Here is a 25,068-nt window from a genome sequence, read left to right as displayed (position 1 = left end):
CGGGCGCGATTGTCAGCTCACCATCCGCAGATGCCGGATCGGCCGGCCCGGCGCGATGGCCTGCGCCGCGCGGGCGATGCCCTGCGCGTCGATGCCGAAATGGCGGTAGAGGTCGGCGATGGTGCCGGTCTGGCCGAAATGCTCGACGCCGAGGGCGCGCGAGCGGTGGCCATGGACCGAGCCCAGCCAGCCGAGCGTCGCCGGATGGCCGTCCATCGCGCTGATGATGGCGCAGCCCGGCGGCACGGCGTCGAGCAGCGTCTCGACATGGGCGCGGGCGCCATAGTCGCCTTCCTCGCGCGCCCGCTGGGCGGCGGTCCAACCGGCATGCAGCCGGTCGGCCGAGGTGACGGCGAGCAGGCCGACATCGCGCCGGTCCTCGGCGATCAGCCCGACCGCCTCGATCGCCTCGGGCGCGAGCGCGCCAGTATAGGCGACGATAACTTGAGCGTTCGGACCCGGCCGGCGCAGCCAGTAGCCACCCTTGACGATGTCCTCAGCCAGCGCGTCGTCGATGGTGCGGCGCGGCTGCTCGATGGTGCGGGTGGAAAGGCGCAGATAGGTTGAGCCGCCATCCTCGTCTTGAGCGTGCGCGAAGGCGAAGCGCAGGATCACCGCCAACTCGTCGACGAAGGCCGGCTCGAAGCTGGCGAGCCCGTCCTGCGCCATGCCGATCAGCGGCGTGGCGATGGACTGGTGCGCGCCGCCCTCCGGCGCCAGCGTCACCCCGGAAGGCGTGGCGGCGAGGATGAAGCGGGCGTCCTGGTAGCAGGCATAGTTCAGCGCATCGAGGCCGCGCTCGATGAAGGGATCATAGAGCGTGCCGACGGGCAGCAGCCGCTCGCCGAACAGGGAGTGCGAGAGGCCGAGCGCCGAGAGCATGATGAACAAGTTCATCTCGGCGATGCCGAGCTCCATATGCTGGCCCCTGGGCGAGAACTCCCAGTTGAACGTCGAGGGGATCCGCTCCTTCTTGAAGGTGTCGGCCAGTTCCTCGCGCGCGAAGAGCTGCCGCCGGTTCACCCAGGCGCCGAGATTGGTGGAGACGGTGACGTCCGGCGAGGTGGTGACGATGCGGCTGGCGAACTCGCCTTCGCTTTTGCCGATCTCGTTGAGCAGCAGGCCGAAACCCTGCTGGGTCGACATGGCCGGCTGAAGCGGCACGTCGAGCTTGGCCGGGACCGCAATATGGGGCGCCTGATGGCGGCGCGTGCCCTCGGCATTGAAGGGCGCCGCCTTGATGAAGGCGTCGAGCTTCGCCGGCTCGGTCGCCAGGCCCTCGAACTTGTCCCATTCATGGCCGGGGCGGACACGGTGGCGGGCGCGCAGATCCTCGACCTGCGCCGGCGTCATCAGCCCGGCATGGTTGTCCTTGTGGCCGGCGAGCGGCAGGCCGAAGCCCTTGATAGTGTAGGCGATGAAGCAGACCGGTCGGTCGTGCGCGCGCGCCGCCTCGAAGGCGTCGACCAGCGAGGGCAGGTCATGGCCGCCGAGATTGCCCATGAGCTGCGCCAGCTGCTCGTCGGAGCGGCGCTCCAGCAGGGCCGAGACCGGCCCCTGGTCGCCGAGATCGTCGGTGAGGCGCTTGCGCCAGGCCTTGCCGCCCTGGAAGGTCAGCACCGAGTAGAGCTGGTTCGGGCATTCGTCGATCCAGCGGCGCAGCGCCTCGCCGCCCGGCTCCTTGAACGCCGCCTGCTGCAGGCGGCCATATTTCAGGATGACGACGTCCCAGCCGAAATTGCGGAAGATGGATTCGAAGCGCTCCCACAGCCCTTCGCGCACCACGGCGTCGAGGCTCTGGCGGTTGTAGTCGACGATCCACCAGGTGTTGCGCAGGCCGTGCTTCCAGCCTTCGAGCAAGGCTTCGAAGATGTTGCCCTCGTCCATCTCGGCGTCGCCGACGAGCGCGACCATCTTGCCCTCGGGCAGGGTGGTGCCGAGACCGGTCCCGAGGAGTCCTTTGGCGCGCAGATAATCCTGCACCAGCGAGGCGAACAAGGTCTGCGCCACGCCGAGGCCGACCGAGCCGGTGGAGAAGTCGACGTCGTCGATGTCCTTGGTGCGGGAAGGGTAGGACTGGGCGCCCTTGTAGCCGCGGAAATTCTCCAGCTTCTCGCGCGTCTGGTGGCCGGCGAGATACTGGATGGCGTGGAAGATCGGGCTGGCATGCGGCTTCACCGCCACCCGGTCCTCCGGGCGCAGCGCCTTGAGATAGAGCGCCGTCATGATGGTCGCCATGGAGGCGGAAGACGCCTGATGGCCGCCCACCTTCAGCCCGTCCGTGCTGGGACGGATGTGGTTGGCGTTGTGGATCGTCCACGTCGCAAGCCAGAGGATCTTGCGCTCCAGCTCTTCGAGAAGGGCGATGTCGTCGGCGGTCTTGGCCATGGGTCGGCGCTCCGGCTTACGCTGTAATGGCAGCCTAGGCACGATCATACGCGTTTTGCAGCTATTCTGCGCCAGTCAAGCGACCTATCTTGGCTCAATCCACCAATATGGAGCCCAAGCGTAGCTCGTCATGCCAGAAGCCAGGATCGACGACATCGACCGCAAGATTCTCGCCGTCCTGCAGGAGGATGCGCACACCACGATGGAGCGCCTCGCCGAGCTCGTCGGCCTGTCGCCCTCGCCCTGCGCAAGGCGGGTGCGCAACCTCGAGGCCGCCGGCGTCATCAAGCGTTATGTGGCGGTGGTCGATCAGGACAAGGTCGGCCTGCCGATCAGCGTCTTCGCTTCGATCAAGCTGGAGCGCCAGCGCGAGGACGAGCTCGACCGCTTCTCTAAGGCGATCCTGCGCTGGCCGGAGATCGTCGAATGCTATCTTATGACCGGCCAGCGGGACTATCTGCTGCGCATCGTGGTCAAGGACCTGCCGGCCTATGAGGCCTTCCTCAAGCGGACGCTGACCCGGCTGGAGGGCGTCGCTTCCATCGAGTCGAGCTTCGCCCTCAGCCAGATCAAGCACTCGCAGGCGCTGCCGATCGATTAGACTGGCGGGCGACCATTCGATCCCGGCACTGATGACAGCAGGGCGGCCCGGGCGGAGCGGACATGCCGGCGCATGAGCAGCTCGGCGACATCGCCGTCGCGTTCCATGAGGGCGGCGAGGATGCGGCGATGCTCGTTCCAGGCGGCGAGGCCGCGTCCTTTGACCAGCCCGTGGCGCGTACGGCAGAGCTTCAGCCGCGGGTAGAACTGATCGCAAAGGAGGTCGGTCAGCACCGGGTTGCGGCAGCCGCGGGCGATCCGCACATGGAAGTCGTTGTCGAAGTCATTCTGCACATAGGGGCCGTCGGGATTGCGCTGCAATTCCCGGCCGTGCTGCTCGACCACGTCGGCCAGCCTGTCGAGTTCGTCCGACGCCATCTCCGTGGCGGCGAGCCGGCTTGCCATGCCCTCCAGCGCCTCGCGCACATCCAGCAGCGAGAGGAAATCCTCCAGCGTCGGCGAGATCACCCGCACGCCCTGATGGGCGACATGCGTGACCAGCCCCTTCTCCTGCAGGCGCCGCAGGGCTTCGCGTATCGGCGCGCGGCTCACGCCGAACTCCTCCGCGAGCACCAGTTCGTTCAGCTTGTCGCCGGGCTGTATGCGCCCGGTCATGATCCCGACCGTCAGCGTCTCATAGAGGGAGTCGGACTGGTTCGAGCGCCGCTCGGTCGGTGAGCTTGTTAATGTTGTCGACAAAGTATCCGTCATTTCCGTCGCCGACTGATCAGATCGGCTATGCAAGGGTTGCGTTCGGCCAAAAACTCTGAGATTTGTCGACAATAATGAAAATTTGGGAGGATGCCAATGACACGTCTCGCCTTTGCCGTGATCGCCAGCCTCGCCCTTGGTGGCGCCGCTTCCGCGGAAGGCTTCGAGCCGCGCAACCCTGAATGCATCGCGCCGGCGGCGCCGGGCGGCGGCTTCGACCTAACCTGCCGCGTGACCTCGCAGCAGCTCAACGAGCTCGGCATCGTCAAGCCGACCATCCGCACCACCAACATGCCCGGTGGCATCGGCGCCGTGGCCTACAACAACATCCAGGCGCGCCGCGCCGACGATCCGAACGTCATCATCGCCGTCTCCACCGGCTCCTGGGTGAACCTCGCCCAAGGCAAGTTCGGTCGCTTCAACGAGAACGACGTGCGTTGGCTCGGTGCCGTCGGCGCCGATTACGGCGTCCTGGCGGTCCGCAAGGACAGCCGCTTCAAGACCCTGCAGGATTTCGTCGACGCTCTGAAGAAGGACCCCGGCTCGGTCGCCATCGGCGCCGGCGGCACGGTCGGCAGCCAGGACTGGATGAAGCCGGCCCTCGTGGCCAAGGCCGCGGGCGTCGATCCGCGCAAGATGCGCTACCTCTCCTATGAGGGCGGCGGCGAGGCGCTGGCGGCGTTGCTCGGCGGCACGATCGACGCGGTGCCGGGCGACGCTTCCGAGGTCCGCGGCCAGCTCGAGGCCGGCGAAGTCCGGGTGCTCGCGACCTTCTCCGACAAGCGCCTGCCGGGCGTCTTCGCCGATGTCCCGACCGCCAAGGAAGCCGGCTACGACGTGCAGTGGCCGATCGTGCGCGGCTTCTACCTGCCGCCCCGCATCACCGACGAGCAGTATGCCTATTGGGTCGATGCGCTGAAGAAGCTCAATTCCGATCCGCGCTGGCACAAGGTGCGCGAGCAACAGGGCCTGTTCGCCTATGACCTGGTCGGGCCGGAGTTCGACGCCTTCGCCAAGGCGCGCACGGATGCGTTCCGCAAGCTCGCCGCCGATGTGGGCCTGAAGACCACCGGCAACTGAGCAAGCACTCATGAACGCAGCAGGATTGTGGGGCGACCGGATCGCCGGCGCGCTCTTCCTTCTCGTCGGCGTCGGCGCGGTCTGGCACGCTTGGTCGCTCGACGTTTCCTTCGCGGCCGACCCGGTCGGCCCGAAGGTGTTCCCGATGGTGGTGGGGGCCATATTGGCGATCGCCGGCGCCGCCATCCTGCTGCGTCCCGACCATGTCGAGTGGGAGCGCGGCGACTATGGCCGCGTCATCCTCGTGGCGGTTGCGAGCTTCATTTATCCACTCATCCTCGATCCCCTCGGCTTCGTGCCCGCGACCACCCTGCTGTGCTTCGCCTGCGCCAAGGCCTTCCGCGGTCCAACGCTGGGGTCGGCCATTGCCTCCGTTGCGTTGGCGGCGTGCTTCCTTTTGCTGATCGACATCCTGCTCGGCCTGCCGCTGCCGCGCGGACCGCTGGGGATCTGAGATGGAAGCGCTCTCCTCGCTGGCCTTCGGCTTCGGCGTCGCCTTCACGCCGTTCAACCTGGCGCTCGCGCTCGCCGGCGCCGCCCTCGGCACGGCCATCGGGGCGCTGCCGGGCATCGGCCCGATCAACGCCATCGTGCTGCTGCTGCCGCTGTGCTTCTCGCTGCAGCTGCCGCCGGAGAGCGCGCTGATCCTGCTGGCCGGCATCTACTACGGCAGCGGCTATGGCGGGCGCATCTCGTCCATCCTCCTGAACATTCCCGGCGATCCCGGCCTCGTCATGACGACGCTGGACGGCTACCCGCTGGCGCAGCAGGGCCGCGGGGCCGCGGCGCTGGCGCTGAGCGGCATCGGCAGCTTCGTCGGCGGCACGCTCACCGTCGTCCTGCTCACCTTCCTCGCCGTGCCCATCGCGCGCCTCGCCGTCTCCTTCGGGCCGGCGGAGTATGTCGCGCTGATGGTGCTGGCCTTCTCGCTGCTGGCCACCATGGGGCAGGGCCGTACCGCCAAGACCTGGGCGGCGATCTGTCTCGGGCTTCTCGGCGCCATGATCGGCGTTGACGGCGGCTCGGGCGTCGAGCGCTTCACCTTCGGATCGCTGGAACTGCTGGGCGGGATCGACTTCACCACCCTGACCATCGGCCTGTTCGCCGTCAGCGAGATTCTCGTGGTGGCGGAGGGGATGCGCTCGGGCTCGATCTCCCATCTCGGCGCCGGCAGCCACCTGCGGGTGAAGGAACTGGTGTCCTGCTTCCCGGCGATGCTGCGCGCCACCGGCATCGGCTTCTTCCTCGGCGTGCTGCCGGGCACCGGCGCGGCCGTGGCCTCGGCACTCGCCTATACGGCGGAGAAGCGGGTGTCCGATCGCGACGGCACCTTCGGCAAGGGCGACATGCGCGGTCTCGCGGCGCCGGAGACCGCCGACAACGCCGCCCAGACGGCGTCCATGGTGCCGATGCTGGCGCTCGGCATTCCCGGCTCGGGCACCACCGCGGTCATGCTGGGCGCCCTGCTAATGTATTCGATCACGCCCGGCCCGCTGCTCTTCACCCAGCGCCCGGAGATCGCCTGGGGCCTGATCGCGTCGATGTATATCGGCAACATCATGCTGCTGGTGCTCAACCTGCCGCTGGTCGGGCTGTTCGCGCGCCTGCTGCTGGTGCCGAACTGGATCCTGTTCCCCGGCGTGCTCGGCCTGTCCTTCGCCGGCGTCTATGCGGCGACCAACTCGACCTTCGAGCTGCTGCTCGCCACCGGCATCGGCATCGTCGCCTATGCGATGCGCAAGATCGGCATCCCGCTCATCCCGATGCTGATCGCCTTCGTGCTGGCGCGGCTATTGGAGGACAACATCCGGCGCGCTTTGTCGCTCTCGGACGGCGACGTGCTGGTGCTCGTTTCCTCGCCGGTCGCCATCCTGTTCTGGCTGCTCGCCGCGCTGACCTTCCTCGTCCCCATGCTCGCCCCGCGTCTCGGCCGGCGCCTCCGCGCCATGTCGGACAGCGAGGCGAGCTGAGGCCGCACCGCCCAACCGATGACCGACAGAGGATCTTGCCTTGACCTATCTCGTTAGTGCCGATCTGCCCACGGCCTCGGCGGGCGCGCGGTTCCGGGCGCTCATCGAGCGCGATGCCATTCTGGAGATCCCCGGCGCCCATAACGGGCTCGCCGCGCTCCAGGCGCGCGATGCCGGCTTCGAGGCGCTCTATCTCTCCGGCGCGGCGGTGAGCGCGTCGATGGGGCTGCCGGACCTCGGCATCCTGACCGTCGACGAGATGGCCTTCTACGCCCGCCAGCTCGCCCGCGCCTCCATGCTGCCGGTCCTCGTCGACGGCGACACCGGCTATGGCGAGGCGCTGAACGTGATGCACATGGTCCGCGCCTTCGAGGATGCGGGCGCCGGCGCCGTGCAGATGGAGGACCAGCTTCTTCCCAAGAAGTGTGGGCATCTGAACGACAAGCATCTCGCCTCGCCGCAGGACATGGCGGCGAAGGTGAATGCCGCCCGCCGGGCGCGCCGCGACCTCGTCATCATCGCTCGCACCGATGCGGCCGCGAGCGAGGGGATCGACGGTGCGGTGGCGCGGGCGAAGCTCTATCTGGAGGCCGGTGCCGACGCGATCTTCCCGGAGGCGCTCACTTCCGTCGAGATGTTCCGCGAGGTCTCCCAGCGTCTGCCGGGCGTGAAGCTCTTGGCCAATATGACGGAGTTCGGGCGCACGCCGGCGCTGACCGCGCAGGAATTCGCCGAGCTCGGCTATCGCATGGTGATCTGGCCGGTGTCGTCGCTGCGTGTCGCCGCCAAGGCGCAGGAGGAACTCTATCGCGAGATCCGCCGGGCCGGCACGCCGGAGGCGCTGATCCCGCGCATGCAGACCCGCGCTGAGCTCTACGAGACGATCCGCTACTTCGACTATGAGGCATTGGACCGCTCGATCGTCACCACGATCCTGCCGTAGTTGGGATCGGCGCCCTCGCGGGCGCCGATCGTTTCTCGCTCGTCAGGCAACGAGGAAGCCGGCGCCGACCGGGTCCTTGCGGTCGATCACCCAGCGCGCCGTGCCGAGCAGGCCGGCGGTGCCCTTCACCGTCGGGCGCACCGCGCGCACATTGTTGAGCTTCGTCTCGCCGATCAGCTCGCCCTCGAAGGTGCCGGTGCCGAGCAGGCCCTCGGACTTGATCGGCTGGTTCAAGCCGATCACGCCGCGCGCCTCGAACATCGCCATCATCGCGCTGGTGCCGGTGCCGCCCGGCGAGCGGTCGAGCTGGCCGGCGCTGAACACGTGCACGTTCTTGTAGAGCGCGCCTTCGATGGTCGGCTCGTGCCAGAAGGTGACGAAGTTGAAGTTGTTGATGTGCCCGGCGGTCGGGTGCTGGATCTTCACCTTCTCGCGGATCGCCTCGCGGGCGAGGATGCCGAGACGCGACAGCTCCGAGCCGTTCTGCGGGCCGATCTTCAGCGAGGTACCGCGCAGGTCGATGATGCCGAAATAATTGCCGCCCCACACGATATCGGCCTTGAGCGCGCCGACGCCCGGCAGGTCGAAGGCGACGTCCTGCGCCGCCACATAGGCCGGCACGTTCTCGAAGCGGGTCCACAGCACCTCGTCGCCATCGGTGGCGACCTCGGCCTGGACGAGGCCGGCGGTGGTCTCGAAGCGGATCTTGGTGATGCCGTCGTCGGAGCGGCGCACCATGCCGTGCGCCACCATCGCCATGGCGACGGCGATCGTGCCGTGGCCGCACATGTGCGAGTACTGCGTGCCGTCGATATAGATCAGGCCGGCGTCGTAGTCGCGCGAGGAGGGCGGGGTGAGGAACACGCCGAACATGTCGCGATGGCCGCGCGGCTCGCGCATCAGCGCCTCGCGCACCCAGTCGTAATTCTCCTCGAGGAACGCCCGCTTCTCGATGATCGAGGAACCCGCCGGATAGGGAATGCCGCTGTGGATGATGCAGAGCGGCTCGCCCTCGGTGTGCGTGTAAATGACGTCAAAACTATCCTGCTTGCGCATCGCGAAGGCTCCGTTGGGATTAGGGCCGACGGGACTCGGACAGCATGTCCAGTCCAATCAGCAGATCGAGAAGGATGATGACGAGCGCAGCCGCGACGATGGTGATCGCGGACACCGCCGCGATGGTCGGATCGATCGTGTACTGCACGTAGTTGAACATCTTCACCGGGATGGTGTTGAGCGCCGAGGAGGTGTTGAAGATCGACAGCTCGACATTGATCCAGGAGGAGATGAAGGCGAGGAGGCCGCCCGAGACGATGCCGCCGCGGATCTGCGGCAGTACGACCAGGAAGAAGGTGGCGACCGGCGTCGCGCCGAGGTCCATCGAGGCTTCTTCCAGCGCGCGCTGCTCGGGGGTGAGCAGCGGCAGCACCGAGCGCAGCACGAAGGGCATGACGATGACGACATGGCCGACGAGGAGTGCCTCGAAGGAGCGCGCCAGCCCGATAGCGGAGCCGAACTGCAGCAGCGCGGCGCCGAGCACGACATAGGGCAGCACCAAGGGCGACATCAGCAGCGAGGAGATCGCCTCGCGGCCGGCGAAGACGTAGCGCGCCAGCGCCAGGCTCGCGGGGATGGCGAGCACGATGGCCACCACTGTCGCGGCGAGCGCAAGCAGGGTCGAGGTGACGAAGGCCGAGACGTAGGACGGGTCGTCGAACAGCACGCCGAACCATTTCAGCGTCAACCCCTGCGGCGGGAAGGCGAGGTAGCTGGTCTCGGTCAGCGACGCCCCGACGATGACCACCAGCGGCAGCACCAGATAGGCGAGCGCGGCGAGCGCGACGATGCGGATGAGGAAGCGCGCGATCATGCCGGCTTCCTCCCTTCGCCGATGCGTCCGGCGACGGTGACGAGGATCAGCGTCAGCACCAGCAGCGTGATGCTCAGCGCCGCGCCGTAGTGGAAGTCGAACACCGAGGAGTATTGCTGGAAGATCAGCATGGAGAAGACGGTGATCTGCCCGCCCGAGAGCAGGGCCGGCGTCACATAGGCGCTCACGGCGAGCGCGAACACCATGATGGCGCCGGAGACCGCGCCCGGCAGGGTCAGCGGCAGGGTGACGAACCAGAAGGTCCGCGCCGGGCCGACGCCGAGATCGGCGGAAGCCTCCTCATAGGCGGTGTCGATCTTCGCCAGAGCATTGCCGACCGTGAGCACCACGAAGGGCACGAGGATGTAGACGAGGCCGATGAGGATACCGGTTTCGGTGCCGAGGAAGCGGATCGGGCGCTCGGTGAGGCCGAGCCCCATCAGCCCCTGATTGACCAGGCCCGTGCGCCCAAGCAGAACCATCCAGCCGAAGGACCGCACGATGTTCGAGGTGAACAGCGGCACGATGATGAGGATGACGCAGGCCCGCCGCCACGCCCGCCAGCGCACGATCCGCACGAGGTACCAGGCGAGCGGGAAGCCCACCAGCATGCAGATGAGCGTGGTCAGCAGCGCGATGCGGAACGTCACCCACAGCACGTCCCAGTGATACTGGTCGAGCAGGATCCGTGCGTAATGGGCGGTGGTCAGGGCGCCGTCGTCGGCGATGATGCTGGAGAGCGCGACCACGACCATCGGCGCCACGAAGAACGCGGCGAAGAAGGCGAGCGGCGCGAACAGCAGCAGGGCCAATGTGGTGCGGGGCGCGGTCACCGGGCTCACTCCACGATCGGGTGCAGCGCCGAAACGCGCAGTCCGACGGTGACGGCGCTGCCGGGATGCAGCGCAGTCGCCGACATGCCGAGCCGGGCGACCTTCAGCACGACGTCGCCGCAGCGTATGAACAGCGTCGTCACCGGGCCGACCGCGACCACCTCCTCGACGATGCCGGGAGCCGTGGCGAGGTCGGCGGGCGGCGTGCCGTCGACGAGCACGAGGTCTTCCGGGCGCGCCATCACGCAGCGCACGCCCTCGGCATAGGGCAACTCGGCGCCGGTGACCTTGAGGCGCATGCGGCCCGGGCGCGCCGGCTCGACCGGGATGAGGTTGGGCTCGCCGACGAACTCGGCGACGAAGCGGCTTGCCGGCGCGCGGTAGATGTCGGCGGGCGTGCCGACCTGCTCGATGCGCCCGGCATTCATCACCACGATCCGGTTGGCCATCGCCATGGCTTCTTCCTGGTCGTGGGTCACGAAGATGAAGGCGATGCCGAGCTTCTCCTGTATGTGCTTGAGCTCGATCTGCATGCGCCGGCGCAGCTTCAGGTCGAGCGCGGAGAGCGGCTCGTCGAGCAACAGCAGCTTCGGCCGGTTCACGATCGCCCGTGCCAGCGCCACGCGCTGCTGCTGGCCGCCGGAGAGCGCGCGCGGCAGCCGCTCGCCCATCTCCTCCAGCCCGACCAGCGCCAGTGCCTCGCGGGCGCGGGCCTGCGCCTCGGTGCGGCCGGTGCCGGCGCGGCGTGGGCCGTAGGCGACGTTGTCGGCGACGCTCATATGGGGGAAGAGCGCGTAGCTCTGGAACACGGTGTTCAGCGGGCGGCGATAGGGCGGCGCGCCGGTGATGTCCGCGCCTTCGATGAGGATGCGGCCGTCGTCCGGCTTCAGGAAGCCGGCGATGCAGCGCAGGAGCGTGGTCTTGCCGCAGCCGCTCGGTCCCAGCAGCGCGATGAACTCGCCGCCGCCGATGGCGAGGTCGACCTCGTGCAGGGCCTGATGCCCGGCAAAGCGCTTCGAGACGGATTCGATGGAGAGAAGTGGCTGCACAGATCGTGTCCTGGCTTGAGAAGGCGGACAGCCGCGCGGAAGGGTGGCCGTCCCAGGTCGGCGGAGCCAGATTACGCCAGAGCGTCCGAAATCGGCGACAATGCCACCGCGCGGAAGGCCCTGGATCGAAGGTGTCGAGGATGGCTCCGCCCGGACCATGGAGAACCGGGCGGAGGAAGCACGCGCGGTTCTACTTGCGGGCGATCTCGCGGTTCCAGGTGTCGACGAGTTCGGCGCGCTTGGCGTTCACGTCGGCCCAGTTCAGGAGATAGAGGTTCTCGACCGAGCCCTTCTCGCCCCAGGGCAACTTGCGGGCGGTCTCGGCGGAGACTTTGACGCCCTTCACCGACGGGCCGAGGAACAGCTTCTCGGCGAGGCACTGCGAGGCCTCGGGGGTCAGCGCGGTGTCGATGAACTTCTGCGCCGCCTCCTTGCGCGGGGCGTTCTTCACCAGATGCAGGCGGGCATCGGTCGCCCAGACGCCTTCCTTTGGCACGGCGAAGCCGATCGGCAGGCCCTTGGCGATGAGGTCGAACGCGCCGACGTTGAAGTGCGCGCCGATCACCGCCTCGCCGCTCTGGAAGGCGTTGGAAGCCGCGCCCGAGGAATCGAAGAACAGCGCCGGCTTGAGTTCCTTGATCTTGGCGAAGACCGGGGCGAAGTCGCCGGCCGGCGCGTTCCATATCTTGTGCAGGAAAAAGAGGAACGGCACACCGGAGGAATTGGCCGGCGACGGGATCGTCACCGCATCGGCATATTCCGGCTTCCAAAGATCGTTCCAGGAGGCCGGCGGCTCCTTGATCTCCTGGGTATTGTAGGTCAGGCCGAGCGAGTAGTAGCCCGTGCCGACGGCATAGATCGAGCCGTCCTTCTTGTAGATCGCCTGCGGCACAGTGTTGGCGAGGTTGGGCACGCTGCCTTGGGTGATCGGCTCCAGCACGCCCGCCGCATCGGCGAGTTCGCTGACGCCGCCATCCATCCAGGCGACGTCGATGGTCGGCGCGTCCTTCTGCTGCTGCAGCTTCGCCAGGGTGACAGTGGAGGTGCCGACCTCCGGGACCACGGTGACGCCCGTGGCCTTGGTGAAGGGATCGGCCACGCAGGCCTTGAAGGCGTCGCCCCAGTTGCCGCCATACCAGGCGACGTGCAGGGCTTGCTGCGCCGATGCCGGCGCGGTGGCGGCGGCGAGCGCGAGCGCCGACGCGGTTACGAGACCATGGATGCGTGCCATGTTGTTATCTCCCCTCATGTGCAGGCGGCCGGATAATCGCGCCCTGACGCAAGGGCGGCTTGCAGTATCGGGCCAGAAACTTTGATATTGGCGACATGTCGCATGCGCCTTCGCTATCCGCCGAACGCCTCGGGACCGCCCGCACCTCGCCGCTGCGCGTCGGCTTCGTGCTGCTCGACCAGTTCACGCTCGCCGCCTTTGGCGGGCTGATCGACGCGCTGCGCCTCGCCGCCGACCATGGCGGGCGAAGCCGGCAGATTCATGCCTCCTGGACGGTGATGAGCCTCGACGGCACGCCGCGGCGGGCGAGCTGCGGCGTCGTCATCTCCGACAGTTCGCCGCTGCTCGATCCCGCACAGTTCGACTACATCGCGGTGTGCGGCGGCAACGACTATCTCAACGAGCACCATCCCGCGGCGCTGCTCGACTACCTGCGGCGCGCAGTTTCCGCCGGCGTGCGGCTCATCGGGGTGTGCACCGGCACCTTCGCCATCGCGCAGGCCGGCCTGTTCGAGAAGCGCACCGCCTGCGTCCACTGGAACGTGCTGGAGGCCTTTCAGGCCCAGTTCCCGACGCTGCGTCCGGTGACCGACAAGCTGTTCGTCGACGAGGGCGACGTCCTGTCCTGCGCCGGCTCCACCGCCGCGATCGATCTCGGCCTCTACCTCGTCACGCGCCATTGCGGGGCGGCCAAGGCCAATCAGGCGGTGCGGCACATGATGCTGCAGGGCATGCGCCCTTCCTCGCTGCCGCAGCCGCATTTCTTCGCCGACCTCGCCAGCGTCACCGATGCGCGGGTGCATCAGGCCGTCCACTTCATGGAACAGCGCCTCGACGATCCGCCCTCGATCGACGCTATCGCCCGCTATGTCGGCTGTTCGAGCCGGCAATTGGAGCGCGCCTTCAGCACGGCGCTCGGCGTCTCGCCCGCCGCCTTCCAGCGCGAGCTGCGCAAGGACTATGCCTGCTGGATGCTGACCAACAGCCCGCGCAGCATCACCGAGATCGCCTTCGACTGCGGCTTCTCCGACGCGGCGCATTTCTCGCGCGAGTTCCGCAGGGCCTTCGGCATGTCGCCCCGGCAATATCGCGGTGGCTCGCGTCCGCCCGAGGTGCAGGATGCTTCCCTGAGCGTGCGGACCGTGCCCGATCTGCCACCGCCTGCCGTCGGCGAGACCGCCGGCAGGCGGCGACGGCTGTGACGGCGGCGGCGTTTCGTGGCATTTTCCCGCGCCGGAATCCCTTCCCATAGGCGTTCATAAGCGAGGTCGCGATGTCGAAGCATGGACCCATCCGCATCGGCGTCGGCGGCTGGACCTTCGAGCCCTGGCGCGGGAATTTCTATCCCGAAGGCCTCGCCCAGAAGCGCGAGCTGGAATATGCCGGCTCGAAACTGACGGCGATCGAGATCAACGGCACCTATTACGGTTCGCAAAAGCCCGAGAGCTTCGCCAAATGGCATGCCGAGACGCCGGAGGGCTTCGTCTTCACGCTGAAGGGCCCGCGCTTCACGACCAATCGCCGGGTGCTGGCGGAGGCGGGTGAATCGGTCGAGCGCTTTTTCAACTCGGGCGTCACCGAGCTGAAGGAGAAACTCGGCCCGGTGAACTGGCAGTTCATGGGCACCAAGAAGTTCGATCCCGCGGACTTCGAGGGCTTCCTCAAGCTGCTGCCCAAGCGCGTCGACGGCCGCGACATCCGCCATGCGGTGGAGGTGCGGCACGACAGCTTCAAGGCGAAGGAGTTCGTCGAGCTGGTGCGCGAATATGGCGTTGCGATCATCTTCGCCGGCGACAGCGAGTTTCCCTCGATTCCCGACGTCACCGCGCCCTTCGTCTATGCCCGCATCATGGGCACCAGCGAGGACGAGGAACTCGGCTATTCAAGCAAGGCGCTGGATGGCTGGGCGGAGACCGCCAAGGCGTGGTCGGAAGGCCGCACGCCGCCGGCGCTGAAGGACCAGCTGCTCGCCCCGGCGGCCAAGGCGGAGCCACGCGAGGTGTTCCTCTTCGTCATCAGCGGCTTCAAGCAGCGTAACCCTGCCGCCGCCATGGCGCTCATCGAGCGGGTGTGACCTCGCCCGCTGCTGTGAAGACGAGGCGCGCGCGCGTGCCGTGCGGGGCGATGCGCGCGAACTCCAGCCGCCCGCCATGCAGCGTAGCGATGCGGCGGACGATCTCCAGCCCGATGCCGAGCCCGCCGGCGCGCCGGTAGTGCGGCGCCTCGCCCGCCCCGGGCTCGAAGCCTACGCCGTCGTCGCTCACTGTGAGGACCGCGCCAGGACCCGCCGAGACGAGGATGGAGACACCCGGCCCGCCATGGCGCACCGCGTTCTCGATGAGGTTGCGGGCCGCGTCCTTCAGCAGCGCGGCATGGCCGAGCACCGTCGGCCCCGGCTCGCCCTCAAAGGCGATGGAGGCGCCACGCGCATAGACGAAGGGCGCCAGCGTGCCGGTAATGTCGCGCCCGAGCTCGTCCAGCGCCACCGGCACGAAGCCGCTGCGGTCGGAGGCCTCCAGCCGCGCCAGCGTGACCAGCTGCTCGACGAAATGGCCGAGCTCGTCGAGCTCGCCGGTGGCACGCTGGGCGGCGGGATGGTCGATGCGCTCAAGCTCCAGCCGGATGACGGCGAGCGGCGTGCGGATCTCGTGGGCGATGGCGGAGGTGAACAGCTTCTGCGCGTTCATCAGCTCGCGGGTGCGGGCATAGGAGCGGTTCACCGCGCCGGCGAGTTGAGCGATCTCGCGCGGCATCCCCGCCTCCTCGATCCGCGCGTCGGGGCTGAGCGGGTCGAGATGCTCCGCCTTCTCCGCCGCCTCCGTCACCGGCCGCAGCGCCGAGCGAATGGAGATCAGGGTCGCCCCGAGCACGAAGATGAGCGTCAGGCTCATCGGCAGGATCATGTGGTCGAGCACCTCGTCGGCCAGCACCTCCCAGACGACGTGCTGGGTGTCGCCCTTGATGGCGATCTCGAAGAACAGGCGCTGGTCGCCGCTCTCGATGACGCGCCCGCCGGCGAAGGAGAGTGGATAACCGTGGGTGATGACGCGCAGCCAGAAGGTCGGCGGATTGAGGTCGAGGGGGAGGAAGTGTCGCGTGCAGGCGTCGTCGCAATGCGAGAATAGCACCACGCCGCTCGCCGTGCGCACCCGCGCCACGTAGCCCGAGTCATCCGTGCCGTAGCGGCCGTCCAGCGCCGTCGGCAGCTGGTAGGAGACGCGCGTGCCGCTGTGGGTCAGCCCGGCGGCGAGCGCGTCGGTCTCCTGTTCCAGTGCGAGCAGCGAGAGATATTCCGGGTCGCGGCCATATTCGACGATCACCGCGATGGCCTGCGCCAGCATGGCGAGCGCGGCGAAGAGGACGATGCGCAGGGCAACGATGCGCCCGAGCGGCCGCCTTGCCTCAGTGGGCATCAGTCGGTCTCGCGCAGCAGGTAGCCGACGCCGCGCACCGTCTCGATGGCGGTGCCGGTCTCGTAGGGGGCGAGCTTGCGCCGCAGGCGCGAGAGCATCACCTCGATCGCGTTCGGGCTCATCTCGCCGTCGAATTCGGAGAGCTTTTCCTCCAGTCCGCGCTTCGGCGTCACCCGCCCGACATTGCGCATCAATATCTCCAGCGTCGCCCGCTCGCGCGGCGCGAGAGCGAGCACCTCGTCGCCGCAGCGCACCTCGTGGGTGGCGGGATCGTAGCGCAGAGCGCCGGCTTCCAGTACCGGATGCGAGGAGAGCGGCGCCCGGCGCAGCAGCGCCCGCGCCCGGGCGAGTAATTCGCCATTGTTGAAGGGCTTGGCGAGATAGTCGTCGGCCCCGGCGTCGAGGCCGGCAATGCGCTCGTCGACCGCGCCGCGCGCGGTGAGCACCAGCACCGGCGTCGTGTCCCGGCGCGCGCGCAGGTCGCGCAACAGGTCGAGCCCGTCGCCGTCCGGCAGGCCGAGGTCGAGCAGGATCAGGTCGTAGCGGGTGCTCGCGAGCGCGGCATCGGCCTCGGATGCGCTGCCGACGGCGTCGAACCGCCAGCCGGCACCGCGTATCGTCTCGCCCACCAGCTCGCGCAGCCGGGGGCTGTCTTCGACCAGCAACAGCCTCACGGCCTCGCACCACCCATGGCCTTCTTGCGGCCCGTCACCATCGCCCAGACCAGGTTCTCGCGGTGGCGCCAGCTCTCGAACAGCGCGGCCGCCGCGTGCAGCAGGGCGAGCACGAGTATGGCATTGGCGAGGGCTTCATGCAGCCCTTCCAGCCAGTCCTCTCCCCAGAACGCGTCGAGCGTCATCATCCAGCCGGTGACGGACACGCCGGCGAGCAGCACCATGAGCGCGAGCATCATCACCGCGCCGGCCGGATTGTGGCCGAGCACGCGCGGCTCACGTCCCCGCACCAGCGCAGCGACATAGGCCTTGAGCCGCGAGGGCGTCGGCACGAAGTCCGAGAAACGCGCATGCCTCGTGCCGACGAACCCCCAGGCGATGCGGACGACCAGTGCAGCCGCCACGACGTAGCCGACGATCTCGTGCGGGAGCTCGCCGTCCTCGAGGATGAACAGGTTGAGGACGCAGCCGGCGACGACGGTCCAGTGGAACAGGCGCACGACCGGATCCCACACCCGGACGTTCGCGCCCGCGGCCGGGGCCATCGCCCCGGCCTGCGCCACCTGCTCCGTCATCAATCGATCTCGGATTTCACGACCGCGCCGGTGACGGGGTTGAAATAGACCTCGGCCTTCTTGTTGTCCTTGGTGAAGCCGTAGATCTCGTAGCAGCTGCCGGAGACCTTGAAGGTCTTGATCTTCTGGTAGCCCATCTCGGTGACCTTGGCCTTCATCGCATCCTCGGTCAGCCACTTCTCCTTGGCTTCCGTGGTGCAGGCCGCGCCGGCCGCGGCGGGGGTGATGACCGCCGGCGCAACGATGGCGAGGGCAGACAGGGCGAAGAGAATCTTCTGCATGACGTTCCGTTCCTGACAGTCCGCTGGAAGCAGCGAACGCCGGCACGCTAGCGTCGGCGACCTGTCCGCGGCCTGTCAGTGACCGAAGGTCACGCGCGCCCTCACGCCCCGCCCGGCCAGCGCCAGTCGCGCACCTCCGGCATGTCGAGCCCATGCGCGCGGATGTAGCGCGCGTGCTCGGTGAGCTTGTCGCGGATGTCCTGCCGCACATGCACATTGCCCGAGAGCTTCGGCACGCGCTCGATCACGTCGGCGACGAGGTGGAAGCGGTCGAGCCGGTTGCGCACCACCATGTCGAAGGGCGTGGTGGTCGAGCCTTCCTCGATATAGCCGCGCACATGCATGTTGGCATGGTTGGTGCGGCGATAGGCGAGGCGGTGGATGAGCCAAGGATAGCCGTGATAGGCGAAGATGATCGGCTTGTCCTTGGTGAACAGCGCGTCGAAATCGGCGTCTGACAGCCCGTGCGGGTGCTCGGATTTCGGCTGCAGCGTCATCAGGTCGACGACGTTGACCACCCGTACCTTGAGATCGGGGAAGTAGCCGCGCAGCAGGTCGGCGGCAGCGAGCGTTTCCAATGTCGGGACATCGCCGGCGCAGGCGAGCACCACGTCGGGGTCGACGCCCTCATCCGTGCTCGCCCATTCCCAGGTGCCGATACCGGCGGCGCAGTGCTTGATCGCCGCGTCCATGTCGAGCCATTGCGGTGCCGGCTGCTTGCCGGCGACGATGACGTTCACGCGGTTCCAGCTCTTCAGGCAGTGGTCGGTGACCCAGAGCAGCGTGTTGGCGTCCGGCGGCAGGTAAACGCGGACGACGTCCGCCTTCTTGTTCACCACATGGTCGATGAAGCCGGGGTCCTGGTGGCTGAAGCCGTTATGGTCCTGCCGCCAGACATGCGAGGTGAGGAGGTAGTTGAGCGAGGCGATGGGCCGGCGCCACTCCACCTCCTTCGAGGACTTCAGCCATTTGGCGTGCTGGTTGAACATCGAATCGACGATGTGGATGAACGCCTCGTAGCAGGAGAACAGCCCGTGCCGGCCGGTGAGGAGGTAGCCCTCCAGCCAGCCCTGGCACATGTGCTCGGACAACATCTCCATCACCCGCCCGTCGCGGGCGAGGTGGTCGTCATAGGAGAGCTCCTCCGCGTTCCAGGCGCGGTTGGTGACCTCGAACAGCGCCTGCAGCCGGTTGGAGGCGGTCTCATCCGGACCGAAGACGCGGAAGTTCTTCGCCTGCGCATTCGCCGTCATCACGTCGCGCAGGAAGGTGCCCATGATGTAGGTCGATTCCAGCTCGACGTCGCCGGGATGCGGCACCTTCACCGCGTAGTCGGTGAAGTCGGGCAAACGCAGCGGCCGGCGCAGGGCGCCGCCATTGGCGTGCGGGTTGGCGCTCATGCGCTTCTCGCCGGCGGGCGAGAGCGAGGCGATCTCGGGACGCAGGCGCCCCGCCTCGTCGAACAGCTCCTCGGGCTTGTAGCTCTTCATCCACTCTTCGAGCAGGGTCAGGTGCTCGGGCTTCGACATGTCGGAGAACGGCACCTGGTGCGAGCGCCAGAAGCCCTCGGCCTTCTTGCCGTCGACCGTCTTCGGGCCGGTCCAGCCCTTGGGCGAACGCAGCACGATCATCGGCCAGCGCGGGCGCTCGGTGTTCCCACCCGTGCGCGCGGCCTTCTGGATGGCGCGGATGTCGGCGAAAGCCTTGTCGAGCGCCGCCGCCATGATCTGGTGCATCGCCTCCGGCTCGTCGCCCTCGACGAAGATCGGGGCGTAGCCGAAGCCCTCCATCAGGCTTTTCAGCTCTTCCGGCGAGATGCGGGCGAGCACGGTCGGGTTGGCGATCTTGTAGCCGTTGAGGTGCAGGATCGGCAGCACCGCGCCATCGGCCGCCGGGTTGAGGAACTTGTTGCCGTGCCAGGAGGTGGCGAGCGGGCCGGTCTCCGCCTCGCCGTCGCCGACCACGCAGGCGACGATCAGGTCCGGATTGTCCAGCACCGCGCCATAGGCATGGCTGAGCGAATAGCCGAGCTCACCGCCCTCATGGATCGAGCCGGGCGTTTCCGGCGCCGCGTGGCTGGGAATGCCGCCGGGGAAGGAGAACTGCCGGAACAGCCGGCACAGGCCGGCCTCGTCCTGCGACACGTCCGGGTAGAGCTCGGAATAGGTGCCTTCCAGATAGGTCGCTGCCACCACGCCCGGTGCGCCATGGCCGGGGCCGGCGATGAACAGCACCTCGGTACCGGTGTCGTTGATGACGCGGTTGAGGTGGACATAGATGAAGTTCAGCCCCGGCGTCGTGCCCCAATGGCCGAGCAGGCGCGGCTTGACGTGGTCGAGGGTGAGCTTCTCGCGCAGCAGCGGGTTGGCGAGCAGGTAGATCTGGCCGACCGAGAGATAGTTCGCCGCGCGCCACCAGGCGTTCATGCGGGTGGCGAGATCGGGGCTCAGCATGGGGGTCGGCTCGGCCGGCATGGCGTCCTCTCCTGCGTTGGCTCGGTCGTTGGGTGAATTAGGGCGCACGCCTGATGACACCAGCATCACGGCACGAGCACCGCCGCACCCTGGAAACGGCCGGCGCGAAGATCGGCAAGCGCCTCGTTGGCTTGTTCCAGCGGGTAGGTGGTGGTGGTCGCGGTGACGCCGGCCTTGGGGGCGATGGCAAGGAATTCGGTCGCGTCCTCGCGGGTGAGATTGGCGACGGAGACGACCTGCCGCTCCTCCCAGAGGATGGAATAGGGGAATTGCGGGATGTCGCTCATATGGATGCCGCCGCACACCACGCGGCCGCCCTTGCGCAAGCCGCGCAGGGCCGTGGGCACCAGCGCCCCGACGGGGGCGAAGATCAGCGCCGCGTCTAGCTGCTCCGGCGGCGTCTCGTCCGAACTGCCCGCCCAGCGCGCGCCGAGGGAGAGCGCCAGCTCCTGCGCCTTGGCGTCGCCCGCGCGGGTGAAGGCATAGACCTCGCGCCCCTGCCAGCGGCACACCTGCGCGATCAGATGGGCGGCGGCGCCGAAGCCGTAGATGCCGATGCGCTGCGCCTCGCCCGCCATCTTCAGCGTGCGCCAGCCGATCAGCCCGGCGCACATCATCGGCGCGGCGGCGACCGGATCGGTGAAGCCGTCGAGCGGAAAGCAGAAGGCCGCGTCCGCCACGACATGGGTGGCGAAGCCGCCGTCGCGCGTGTAGCCGGTGAACAGCGGATCATCGCACAGGTTCTCGTGGTGCGAGCGGCAATAAGGGCAGACCCCGCAGGTGTGGCCGAGCCAGGGGATGCCGACGCGGGTGCCGATGGCCGGTGCCTCGACGCCCTCGCCGAGCGCCTCGACGATGCCGACGATCTCATGGCCGGGGACGACCGGCAGCTTGCCCGGCGGCAATTCGCCGTCGACCACATGCAGGTCGGTGCGGCACACCGCGCAGGCCTCCACCCGCACCCTTATCTCGTCGGCGCCGGGGATGGGCAGAGGGCGCTCCTCGAGGCGCAGCCTTTCCCCATAGGCATGCAGAACCATGGCCTTCATCGCATGTCCTCGGCGCTCGCTCGGGTGGCGGCATGAAGCCTGCCCATTGCGACGCGGTCGTTGATCGCGGTCAAGACGCTGTCGCCTAAGTGTTATCCTCCATAGGGTTATCCTGCTCTTGGCGAAGCCGCCCGACCGCGCCATGTTGCGGGAAGTGGTCGGGTCGATCCTATGGAGTCGTGATGGCAAGGCAGCGATATGTGCCGGTCTGTGTCTTCGCGGCCCTCTTCTGCTTCGGCCTCGCCTTGCCGGCGGCGGCGCAGGACACGGCTACCACCGGCATCGCCGCCCGGCTGCAATCCCTCATCGACAAATTGACCGGGCGCGGCCTGCCGGCCGACATCTTCTCCACCAATGGCCGCATCGAGGCCGAGCAGGTGCTGGTCGCCGCCAAGTTGCCCGGACGCGTGTCGCAGGTGCTGGCCGTGGAGGGCCAGACCGTCGATGCCGGCCAGGTGGTGGCGCGGATGGACACGCTGGAGCTGGAAGCCCAGCTCGCCGGAGCGGAGGCGCAGGTGCGCCGCGCCGAGAAGGCGATCGCCGAGGCGGAGGCCGCGATCGCCCAGCGCGACAGCGAGCGAACCCTCGCCGAACAGGAGCATGAGCGGGCTTCCAAGCTGCAGAAGAGCGGCTATGGCACGGCCCAATCGCTCGACCTGCGCCAGAGCCAGCTTAATGTCGCCATCGCCGCCCAGCGCGCGGCGCAAGCCTCGCTCGACGAGGCGCACGCATCGGCCGATGCGGCGCGGGCGGAAGTCGCCCGCATCCAGTCGCAGATCGACGATTCGATCCTGAAGGCGCCACGCCGCGGGCGCGTCGAATACAAGCTGGTGCAGTCCGGCGAGGTGGTGGCGGCGGGCGCGCCCATCGTCACGCTGCTCGACCTCTCCGACGTCTACATGACGGTCTTCGTCCCCGCGCGCGTCGCGGGGCGCCTCGCGCTCGGCGCCGAGGCGCGCATCGTGCTCGACCCCGCGCCCGACTACGTCATCCCGGCCACGGTGAGCTTCGTCGCGGCCGGGGCGCAGTTCACGCCGAAATCGGTGGAGACGGCGGATGAGCGCGAGAAGCTGATGTTCCGCATCAAGCTGCGCATCTCCCCCGAACTGCTGCGCCAGTACGAGGATCGGGTGAAGGCCGGGGTGCGCGGCCTCGCCTATGTGCGCACCGATCCCGCGACGCCCTGGCCGGACACGCTCGCGGTCAAGCTGCCGCAATGAGCGAGGCCGCCATCGCGCTTGCCGGCGTCGTCCACCGCTACGGCAAGACGGTCGCCCTCGACGGCGTCGATCTCGACGTGCCGGCCGGCTGCATGGCCGGCCTGATCGGGCCCGACGGCGTCGGCAAGTCGACGCTGCTCTCGCTCGCCGCCGGCGTGACCCGCATCCAGCAGGGCACGGTGCATGTGCTCGGCGGCGACATGGCCCAGCGCCGCTGGCGCCGGCAGGCCGGCGGGCGCATCGCCTACATGCCGCAGGGGCTGGGGCGCAATCTCTATCCGACGCTCTCCATCGCCGAGAATCTCGACTTCTTCGGCCGGCTGTTCGGGCAGGGCGCGGCCGAGCGGCGCGAGCGCATCGAGGAGCTTCTCGCCGCCACCGGCCTCGCGCCCTTCGCCAACCGGCCGGCGGGCAAGCTGTCCGGCGGCATGAAGCAGAAGCTCGGCATCTGCGCCGCGCTGATCCACGATCCCGACCTCGTCATCCTCGACGAGCCGACCACCGGCATCGACCCGCTCTCGCGCCGGCAGTTCTGGGAACTGATGGCGCGGCTGCGGGCGCGCCGGCCCTCGATGAGCGTGATCGTCGCCACCGCCTATATGGAGGAGGCCGAGCGCTTCGACTGGCTGGCGGCGATGAGCGGCGGGCGCGTGCTCGCCACCGGCAGCCCGGCGGACATCCTCAAGCAGGCCGGCGAGCCGGATCTGGAGCGCGCCTTCGTTGCCCTGCTGCCGCAGGCCGAGCGCGGCGCCGCCGAGCCGCTTCCTGACCTGCCGCGCGTCGTCCATGACGGCGAGCCGGCCATCGAGGCGACCGGGCTCACCCGCCGCTTCGGCGATTTCGTCGCCGTCGACCATGTCGATTTCCGCATCGAGAAGGGCGAGATCTTCGGCTTCCTCGGCTCCAATGGCTCGGGCAAGTCGACGACCATGAAGATGCTCACCGGCCTGCTGCCGGCGAGCGAGGGCGAGGCCAAGCTGTTCGGGGCCAAGCTCGAAGGCCGGGATATGGCCACGCGCAAGCGCGTCGGCTACATGTCGCAGGCCTTCTCGCTCTATGCCGAGCTGACCGTCCGCCAGAACCTCGTGCTGCATGCGCGGCTGTTCGAGCTGCCCGATGTCGAAGGGCGCGTGGCCGAGATGATGGAGCGCTTCGACCTCGCGGGCGTCGCCGACGTCCGCCCCGAGAGCCTGCCGCTCGGCATCCGCCAGCGCCTGCAGCTCGCCGTGGCGGTGATCCACAAGCCGGAGATCCTGATCCTCGATGAGCCGACCTCCGGCGTCGACCCGGTGGCGCGCGACGGATTCTGGCGCACCCTGATCGAATTGTCGCGCAAGGACGGCGTGACCATCTTCCTCTCCACCCATTTCATGAACGAGGCCGAGCGCTGCGACCGCATCTCGCTGATGCATGCCGGCAAGGTGCTGGCCATCGGCGCACCGGAGGAATTGCAGCGCCAGCGCGGCATGGCGAGCCTCGAGGAGGTGTTCATCGCCGTGCTGGAACAGGCCGGCATGGGCCGCGAGGAGAGCGCCGCCGAATTCAAGGAACGCCCCTCCGCGCCCGCCCATGTGCGCCGCTTCGATATCGGCCGGCTCTGGGCCTATGCGCGGCGCGAGGCGCTGGAGATCGTGCGCGACCCGGCGCGCCTCGCCTTCGCGCTGGGCGGCCCCATGCTGCTGCTCTTCACCTTCGGCTACGGCATCTCCTTCGACGTCGAGAACCTGCCCTATGCCGCCTTCGATCAGGACCGGAGCGCGCAGAGCCGGCAATTGCTGGAGAGCTTCGAGGGCTCGCGCTATTTCGAGACCCATGCGCCGGTCTACTCCACCGAGGAGCTCGACCGGCGGCTGCGGAGCGGCGAGCTCAAGCTCGCCATCGAGATTCCCCCCGATTTCGGCCGCGACCTGACGCGCGAGCGCCAGCCCGAGGTCGGCGTGTGGCTCGACGGCGCCATGCCGTTCCGCGCCGAGACCACGCGCGGCTATGTGCAGGGCATCGCCCAGAGCTACCTCGCCGACGAGGAACTGCGCACAACCGGCAAGCAGACGCCGCTCTCGCCGGTCTCGATCGAGCCGCGCTTCCGCTACAACCAGGCCTTCAAGAGCGTGAACGCCATGGTGCCGAACGTCATCATGCTGATGCTGGTGCTGATCCCTGCGATCATGACGGCGCTGGGCGTGGTGAAGGAGAAGGAGACCGGCTCCATCACCAATTTCCAGTCGACGCCGGTGACGCGGGTCGAGTTCCTGCTCGGCAAGCAGCTGCCCTATGTCGCCATCGCCTTCATCAGCTTCGTCACGCTGGTCATCTTCGCCCGCTTCGTCTTCGACGTGCCGGTGAAGGGTTCGCTGTTCGCGCTGTCGGTCGGCTCGCTCGCCTATGTGCTGGCGACCACCGGCTTCGGGCTGCTGATCTCCAGCTTCGTGAGCAGCCAGGTCGCCGCCATTTTCGCCACCGCCATCATCTCCATCGTGCCGGCGGTGAACTTCTCCGGCCTGCTGGTGCCGGTGTCCTCGCTGTCGGGCGGCGCGCGGCTGATGGGCCTCGCCTTCCCGTCTTCCTGGTATCAGCAGGTCAGCGTCGGCGCCTTCACCAAGGCGCTGGGTTTTGCCGAATTGTGGACCGACATGGTCGTCATCGTCCTCATCGGCCTCGTCTATATCGGCCTCGCCATGCTGGCGCTGCGAAAGCAGGGGAGGTGAGC

22 protein-coding genes are annotated in these 25,068 nt (G+C 68.1%); 9 read left to right on the top strand and 13 right to left on the bottom strand.

Annotation, left to right across the window (positions count from 1 at the left end; all coding sequences use genetic code 11):
- Window positions 1-12: 12 nt before the first annotated feature.
- Complete coding sequence (locus SNOV_RS15900) at window positions 13-2,388, bottom strand: transketolase-like TK C-terminal-containing protein (RefSeq protein WP_013167981.1); 2,376 nt, start codon at window positions 2,386-2,388, stop codon at window positions 13-15.
- A 130-nt stretch (window positions 2,389-2,518) separates the two neighbouring features.
- Here SNOV_RS15900 and SNOV_RS15895 point away from each other — a divergent pair, with 130 nt between their 5' ends.
- Window positions 2,519-2,989: an Lrp/AsnC family transcriptional regulator gene (locus tag SNOV_RS15895; protein WP_013167980.1), complete on the top strand. Its 471-nt coding sequence runs from the start codon at window positions 2,519-2,521 to the stop codon at window positions 2,987-2,989.
- Here the strand turns inward: SNOV_RS15895 and SNOV_RS15890 are convergent.
- Entirely contained in the window at window positions 2,986-3,699 is a 714-nt protein-coding gene (locus SNOV_RS15890; protein WP_013167979.1) for a GntR family transcriptional regulator, read from the bottom strand. The genes SNOV_RS15895 and SNOV_RS15890 overlap by 4 nt on opposite strands.
- Window positions 3,700-3,795: 96 nt before the next feature.
- Here SNOV_RS15890 and SNOV_RS15885 point away from each other — a divergent pair, with 96 nt between their 5' ends.
- The 4 genes from SNOV_RS15885 to prpB are packed head-to-tail and all read left to right on the top strand — an operon-like array spanning window position 3,796 to window position 7,692.
- On the top strand, window positions 3,796-4,779 hold the full coding sequence (locus SNOV_RS15885; protein WP_013167978.1) for a Bug family tripartite tricarboxylate transporter substrate binding protein: 984 nt from the start codon (window positions 3,796-3,798) through the stop codon (window positions 4,777-4,779).
- 10 nt (window positions 4,780-4,789) lie between these two features.
- The gene (locus SNOV_RS15880) at window positions 4,790-5,233 is read left to right on the top strand and encodes a tripartite tricarboxylate transporter TctB family protein (protein WP_013167977.1); all 444 of its coding nucleotides are present in this window, start codon (window positions 4,790-4,792) and stop codon (window positions 5,231-5,233) included.
- Between the two features lies 1 nt (window position 5,234).
- The gene (locus SNOV_RS15875) at window positions 5,235-6,749 is read left to right on the top strand and encodes a tripartite tricarboxylate transporter permease (RefSeq protein ID WP_013167976.1); all 1,515 of its coding nucleotides are present in this window, start codon (window positions 5,235-5,237) and stop codon (window positions 6,747-6,749) included.
- Window positions 6,750-6,789: 40 nt separating this feature from the next.
- A complete protein-coding gene (prpB, locus tag SNOV_RS15870; protein WP_013167975.1) occupies window positions 6,790-7,692 on the top strand; it encodes a methylisocitrate lyase in 903 nt (300 codons plus the stop codon).
- A 42-nt stretch (window positions 7,693-7,734) separates the two neighbouring features.
- Here the strand turns inward: prpB and SNOV_RS15865 are convergent, their stop codons facing one another.
- The 5 genes from SNOV_RS15865 to SNOV_RS15845 form a co-directional block, all read right to left on the bottom strand.
- The gene (locus tag SNOV_RS15865; RefSeq protein WP_013167974.1) at window positions 7,735-8,748 is read right to left on the bottom strand and encodes a proline racemase family protein; all 1,014 of its coding nucleotides are present in this window, start codon (window positions 8,746-8,748) and stop codon (window positions 7,735-7,737) included.
- A gap of 19 nt (window positions 8,749-8,767) precedes the next feature.
- Window positions 8,768-9,562 (bottom strand): ABC transporter permease, encoded by a 795-nt coding sequence (locus SNOV_RS15860; protein WP_013167973.1) that lies wholly within the window; start codon window positions 9,560-9,562, stop codon window positions 8,768-8,770.
- Window positions 9,559-10,395 (bottom strand): ABC transporter permease, encoded by an 837-nt coding sequence (locus SNOV_RS15855; protein WP_013167972.1) that lies wholly within the window; start codon window positions 10,393-10,395, stop codon window positions 9,559-9,561. Before SNOV_RS15855 ends, SNOV_RS15860 begins: the two co-directional genes overlap by 4 nt.
- Window positions 10,396-10,400: 5 nt before the next feature.
- Window positions 10,401-11,444, bottom strand: coding sequence for an ABC transporter ATP-binding protein (locus SNOV_RS15850; RefSeq protein WP_013167971.1), 1,044 nt, complete (start codon window positions 11,442-11,444; stop codon window positions 10,401-10,403).
- A 190-nt stretch (window positions 11,445-11,634) separates the two neighbouring features.
- Complete coding sequence (locus SNOV_RS15845; protein ID WP_013167970.1) at window positions 11,635-12,675, bottom strand: ABC transporter substrate-binding protein; 1,041 nt, start codon at window positions 12,673-12,675, stop codon at window positions 11,635-11,637.
- A gap of 95 nt (window positions 12,676-12,770) precedes the next feature.
- Between SNOV_RS15845 and SNOV_RS15840 the strand changes: the two genes are divergently transcribed.
- Window positions 12,771-13,877, top strand: coding sequence for a GlxA family transcriptional regulator (locus SNOV_RS15840; protein ID WP_013167969.1), 1,107 nt, complete (start codon window positions 12,771-12,773; stop codon window positions 13,875-13,877).
- A 71-nt stretch (window positions 13,878-13,948) separates the two neighbouring features.
- Window positions 13,949-14,749, top strand: coding sequence for a DUF72 domain-containing protein (locus SNOV_RS15835; RefSeq protein WP_013167968.1), 801 nt, complete (start codon window positions 13,949-13,951; stop codon window positions 14,747-14,749).
- Here the strand turns inward: SNOV_RS15835 and SNOV_RS15830 are convergent.
- From SNOV_RS15830 to SNOV_RS15805, 6 genes are all read right to left on the bottom strand, one after another.
- Entirely contained in the window at window positions 14,733-16,088 is a 1,356-nt protein-coding gene (locus SNOV_RS15830; RefSeq protein WP_013167967.1) for a sensor histidine kinase, read from the bottom strand. The two genes, SNOV_RS15835 and SNOV_RS15830, sit on opposite strands and share 17 nt — an antisense overlap.
- Window positions 16,088-16,762 (bottom strand): response regulator, encoded by a 675-nt coding sequence (locus SNOV_RS15825; RefSeq protein WP_013167966.1) that lies wholly within the window; start codon window positions 16,760-16,762, stop codon window positions 16,088-16,090. Before SNOV_RS15825 ends, SNOV_RS15830 begins: the two co-directional genes overlap by 1 nt.
- Window positions 16,759-17,337, bottom strand: a complete 579-nt coding sequence (locus tag SNOV_RS15820; RefSeq protein WP_013167965.1) for a cytochrome b/b6 domain-containing protein — start codon at window positions 17,335-17,337, stop codon at window positions 16,759-16,761. The genes SNOV_RS15825 and SNOV_RS15820 overlap by 4 nt, the downstream gene beginning before the upstream one ends.
- Window positions 17,337-17,618, bottom strand: a complete 282-nt coding sequence (locus SNOV_RS15815; RefSeq protein ID WP_013167964.1) for a PepSY domain-containing protein — start codon at window positions 17,616-17,618, stop codon at window positions 17,337-17,339. Before SNOV_RS15815 ends, SNOV_RS15820 begins: the two co-directional genes overlap by 1 nt.
- Before the next feature lie 101 nt (window positions 17,619-17,719).
- Window positions 17,720-20,092 (bottom strand): phosphoketolase family protein, encoded by a 2,373-nt coding sequence (locus tag SNOV_RS15810; protein ID WP_013167963.1) that lies wholly within the window; start codon window positions 20,090-20,092, stop codon window positions 17,720-17,722.
- Window positions 20,093-20,157: 65 nt separating this feature from the next.
- Complete coding sequence (locus SNOV_RS15805) at window positions 20,158-21,141, bottom strand: zinc-dependent alcohol dehydrogenase family protein (RefSeq protein WP_013167962.1); 984 nt, start codon at window positions 21,139-21,141, stop codon at window positions 20,158-20,160.
- A 182-nt stretch (window positions 21,142-21,323) separates the two neighbouring features.
- On the opposite strand from SNOV_RS15805, the gene SNOV_RS15800 reads away from it, so the two are divergent.
- Window positions 21,324-22,361 (top strand): HlyD family secretion protein, encoded by a 1,038-nt coding sequence (locus tag SNOV_RS15800; protein WP_013167961.1) that lies wholly within the window; start codon window positions 21,324-21,326, stop codon window positions 22,359-22,361.
- Window positions 22,358-25,066 carry a ribosome-associated ATPase/putative transporter RbbA gene (gene rbbA / locus SNOV_RS15795; protein WP_013167960.1) on the top strand — a complete coding sequence of 903 codons (2,709 nt, stop codon included), beginning with the start codon at window positions 22,358-22,360 and terminating at the stop codon, window positions 25,064-25,066. Before SNOV_RS15800 ends, rbbA begins: the two co-directional genes overlap by 4 nt.
- Window positions 25,067-25,068: the final 2 nt, after the last annotated feature.

Origin of the sequence: Ancylobacter novellus DSM 506 (genome assembly GCF_000092925.1) — a bacterium.
GTDB classification, from domain to species: Bacteria; Pseudomonadota; Alphaproteobacteria; order Rhizobiales; family Xanthobacteraceae; genus Ancylobacter; species Ancylobacter novellus.
This window is presented reverse-complemented; position numbering and strand designations above follow the sequence as displayed.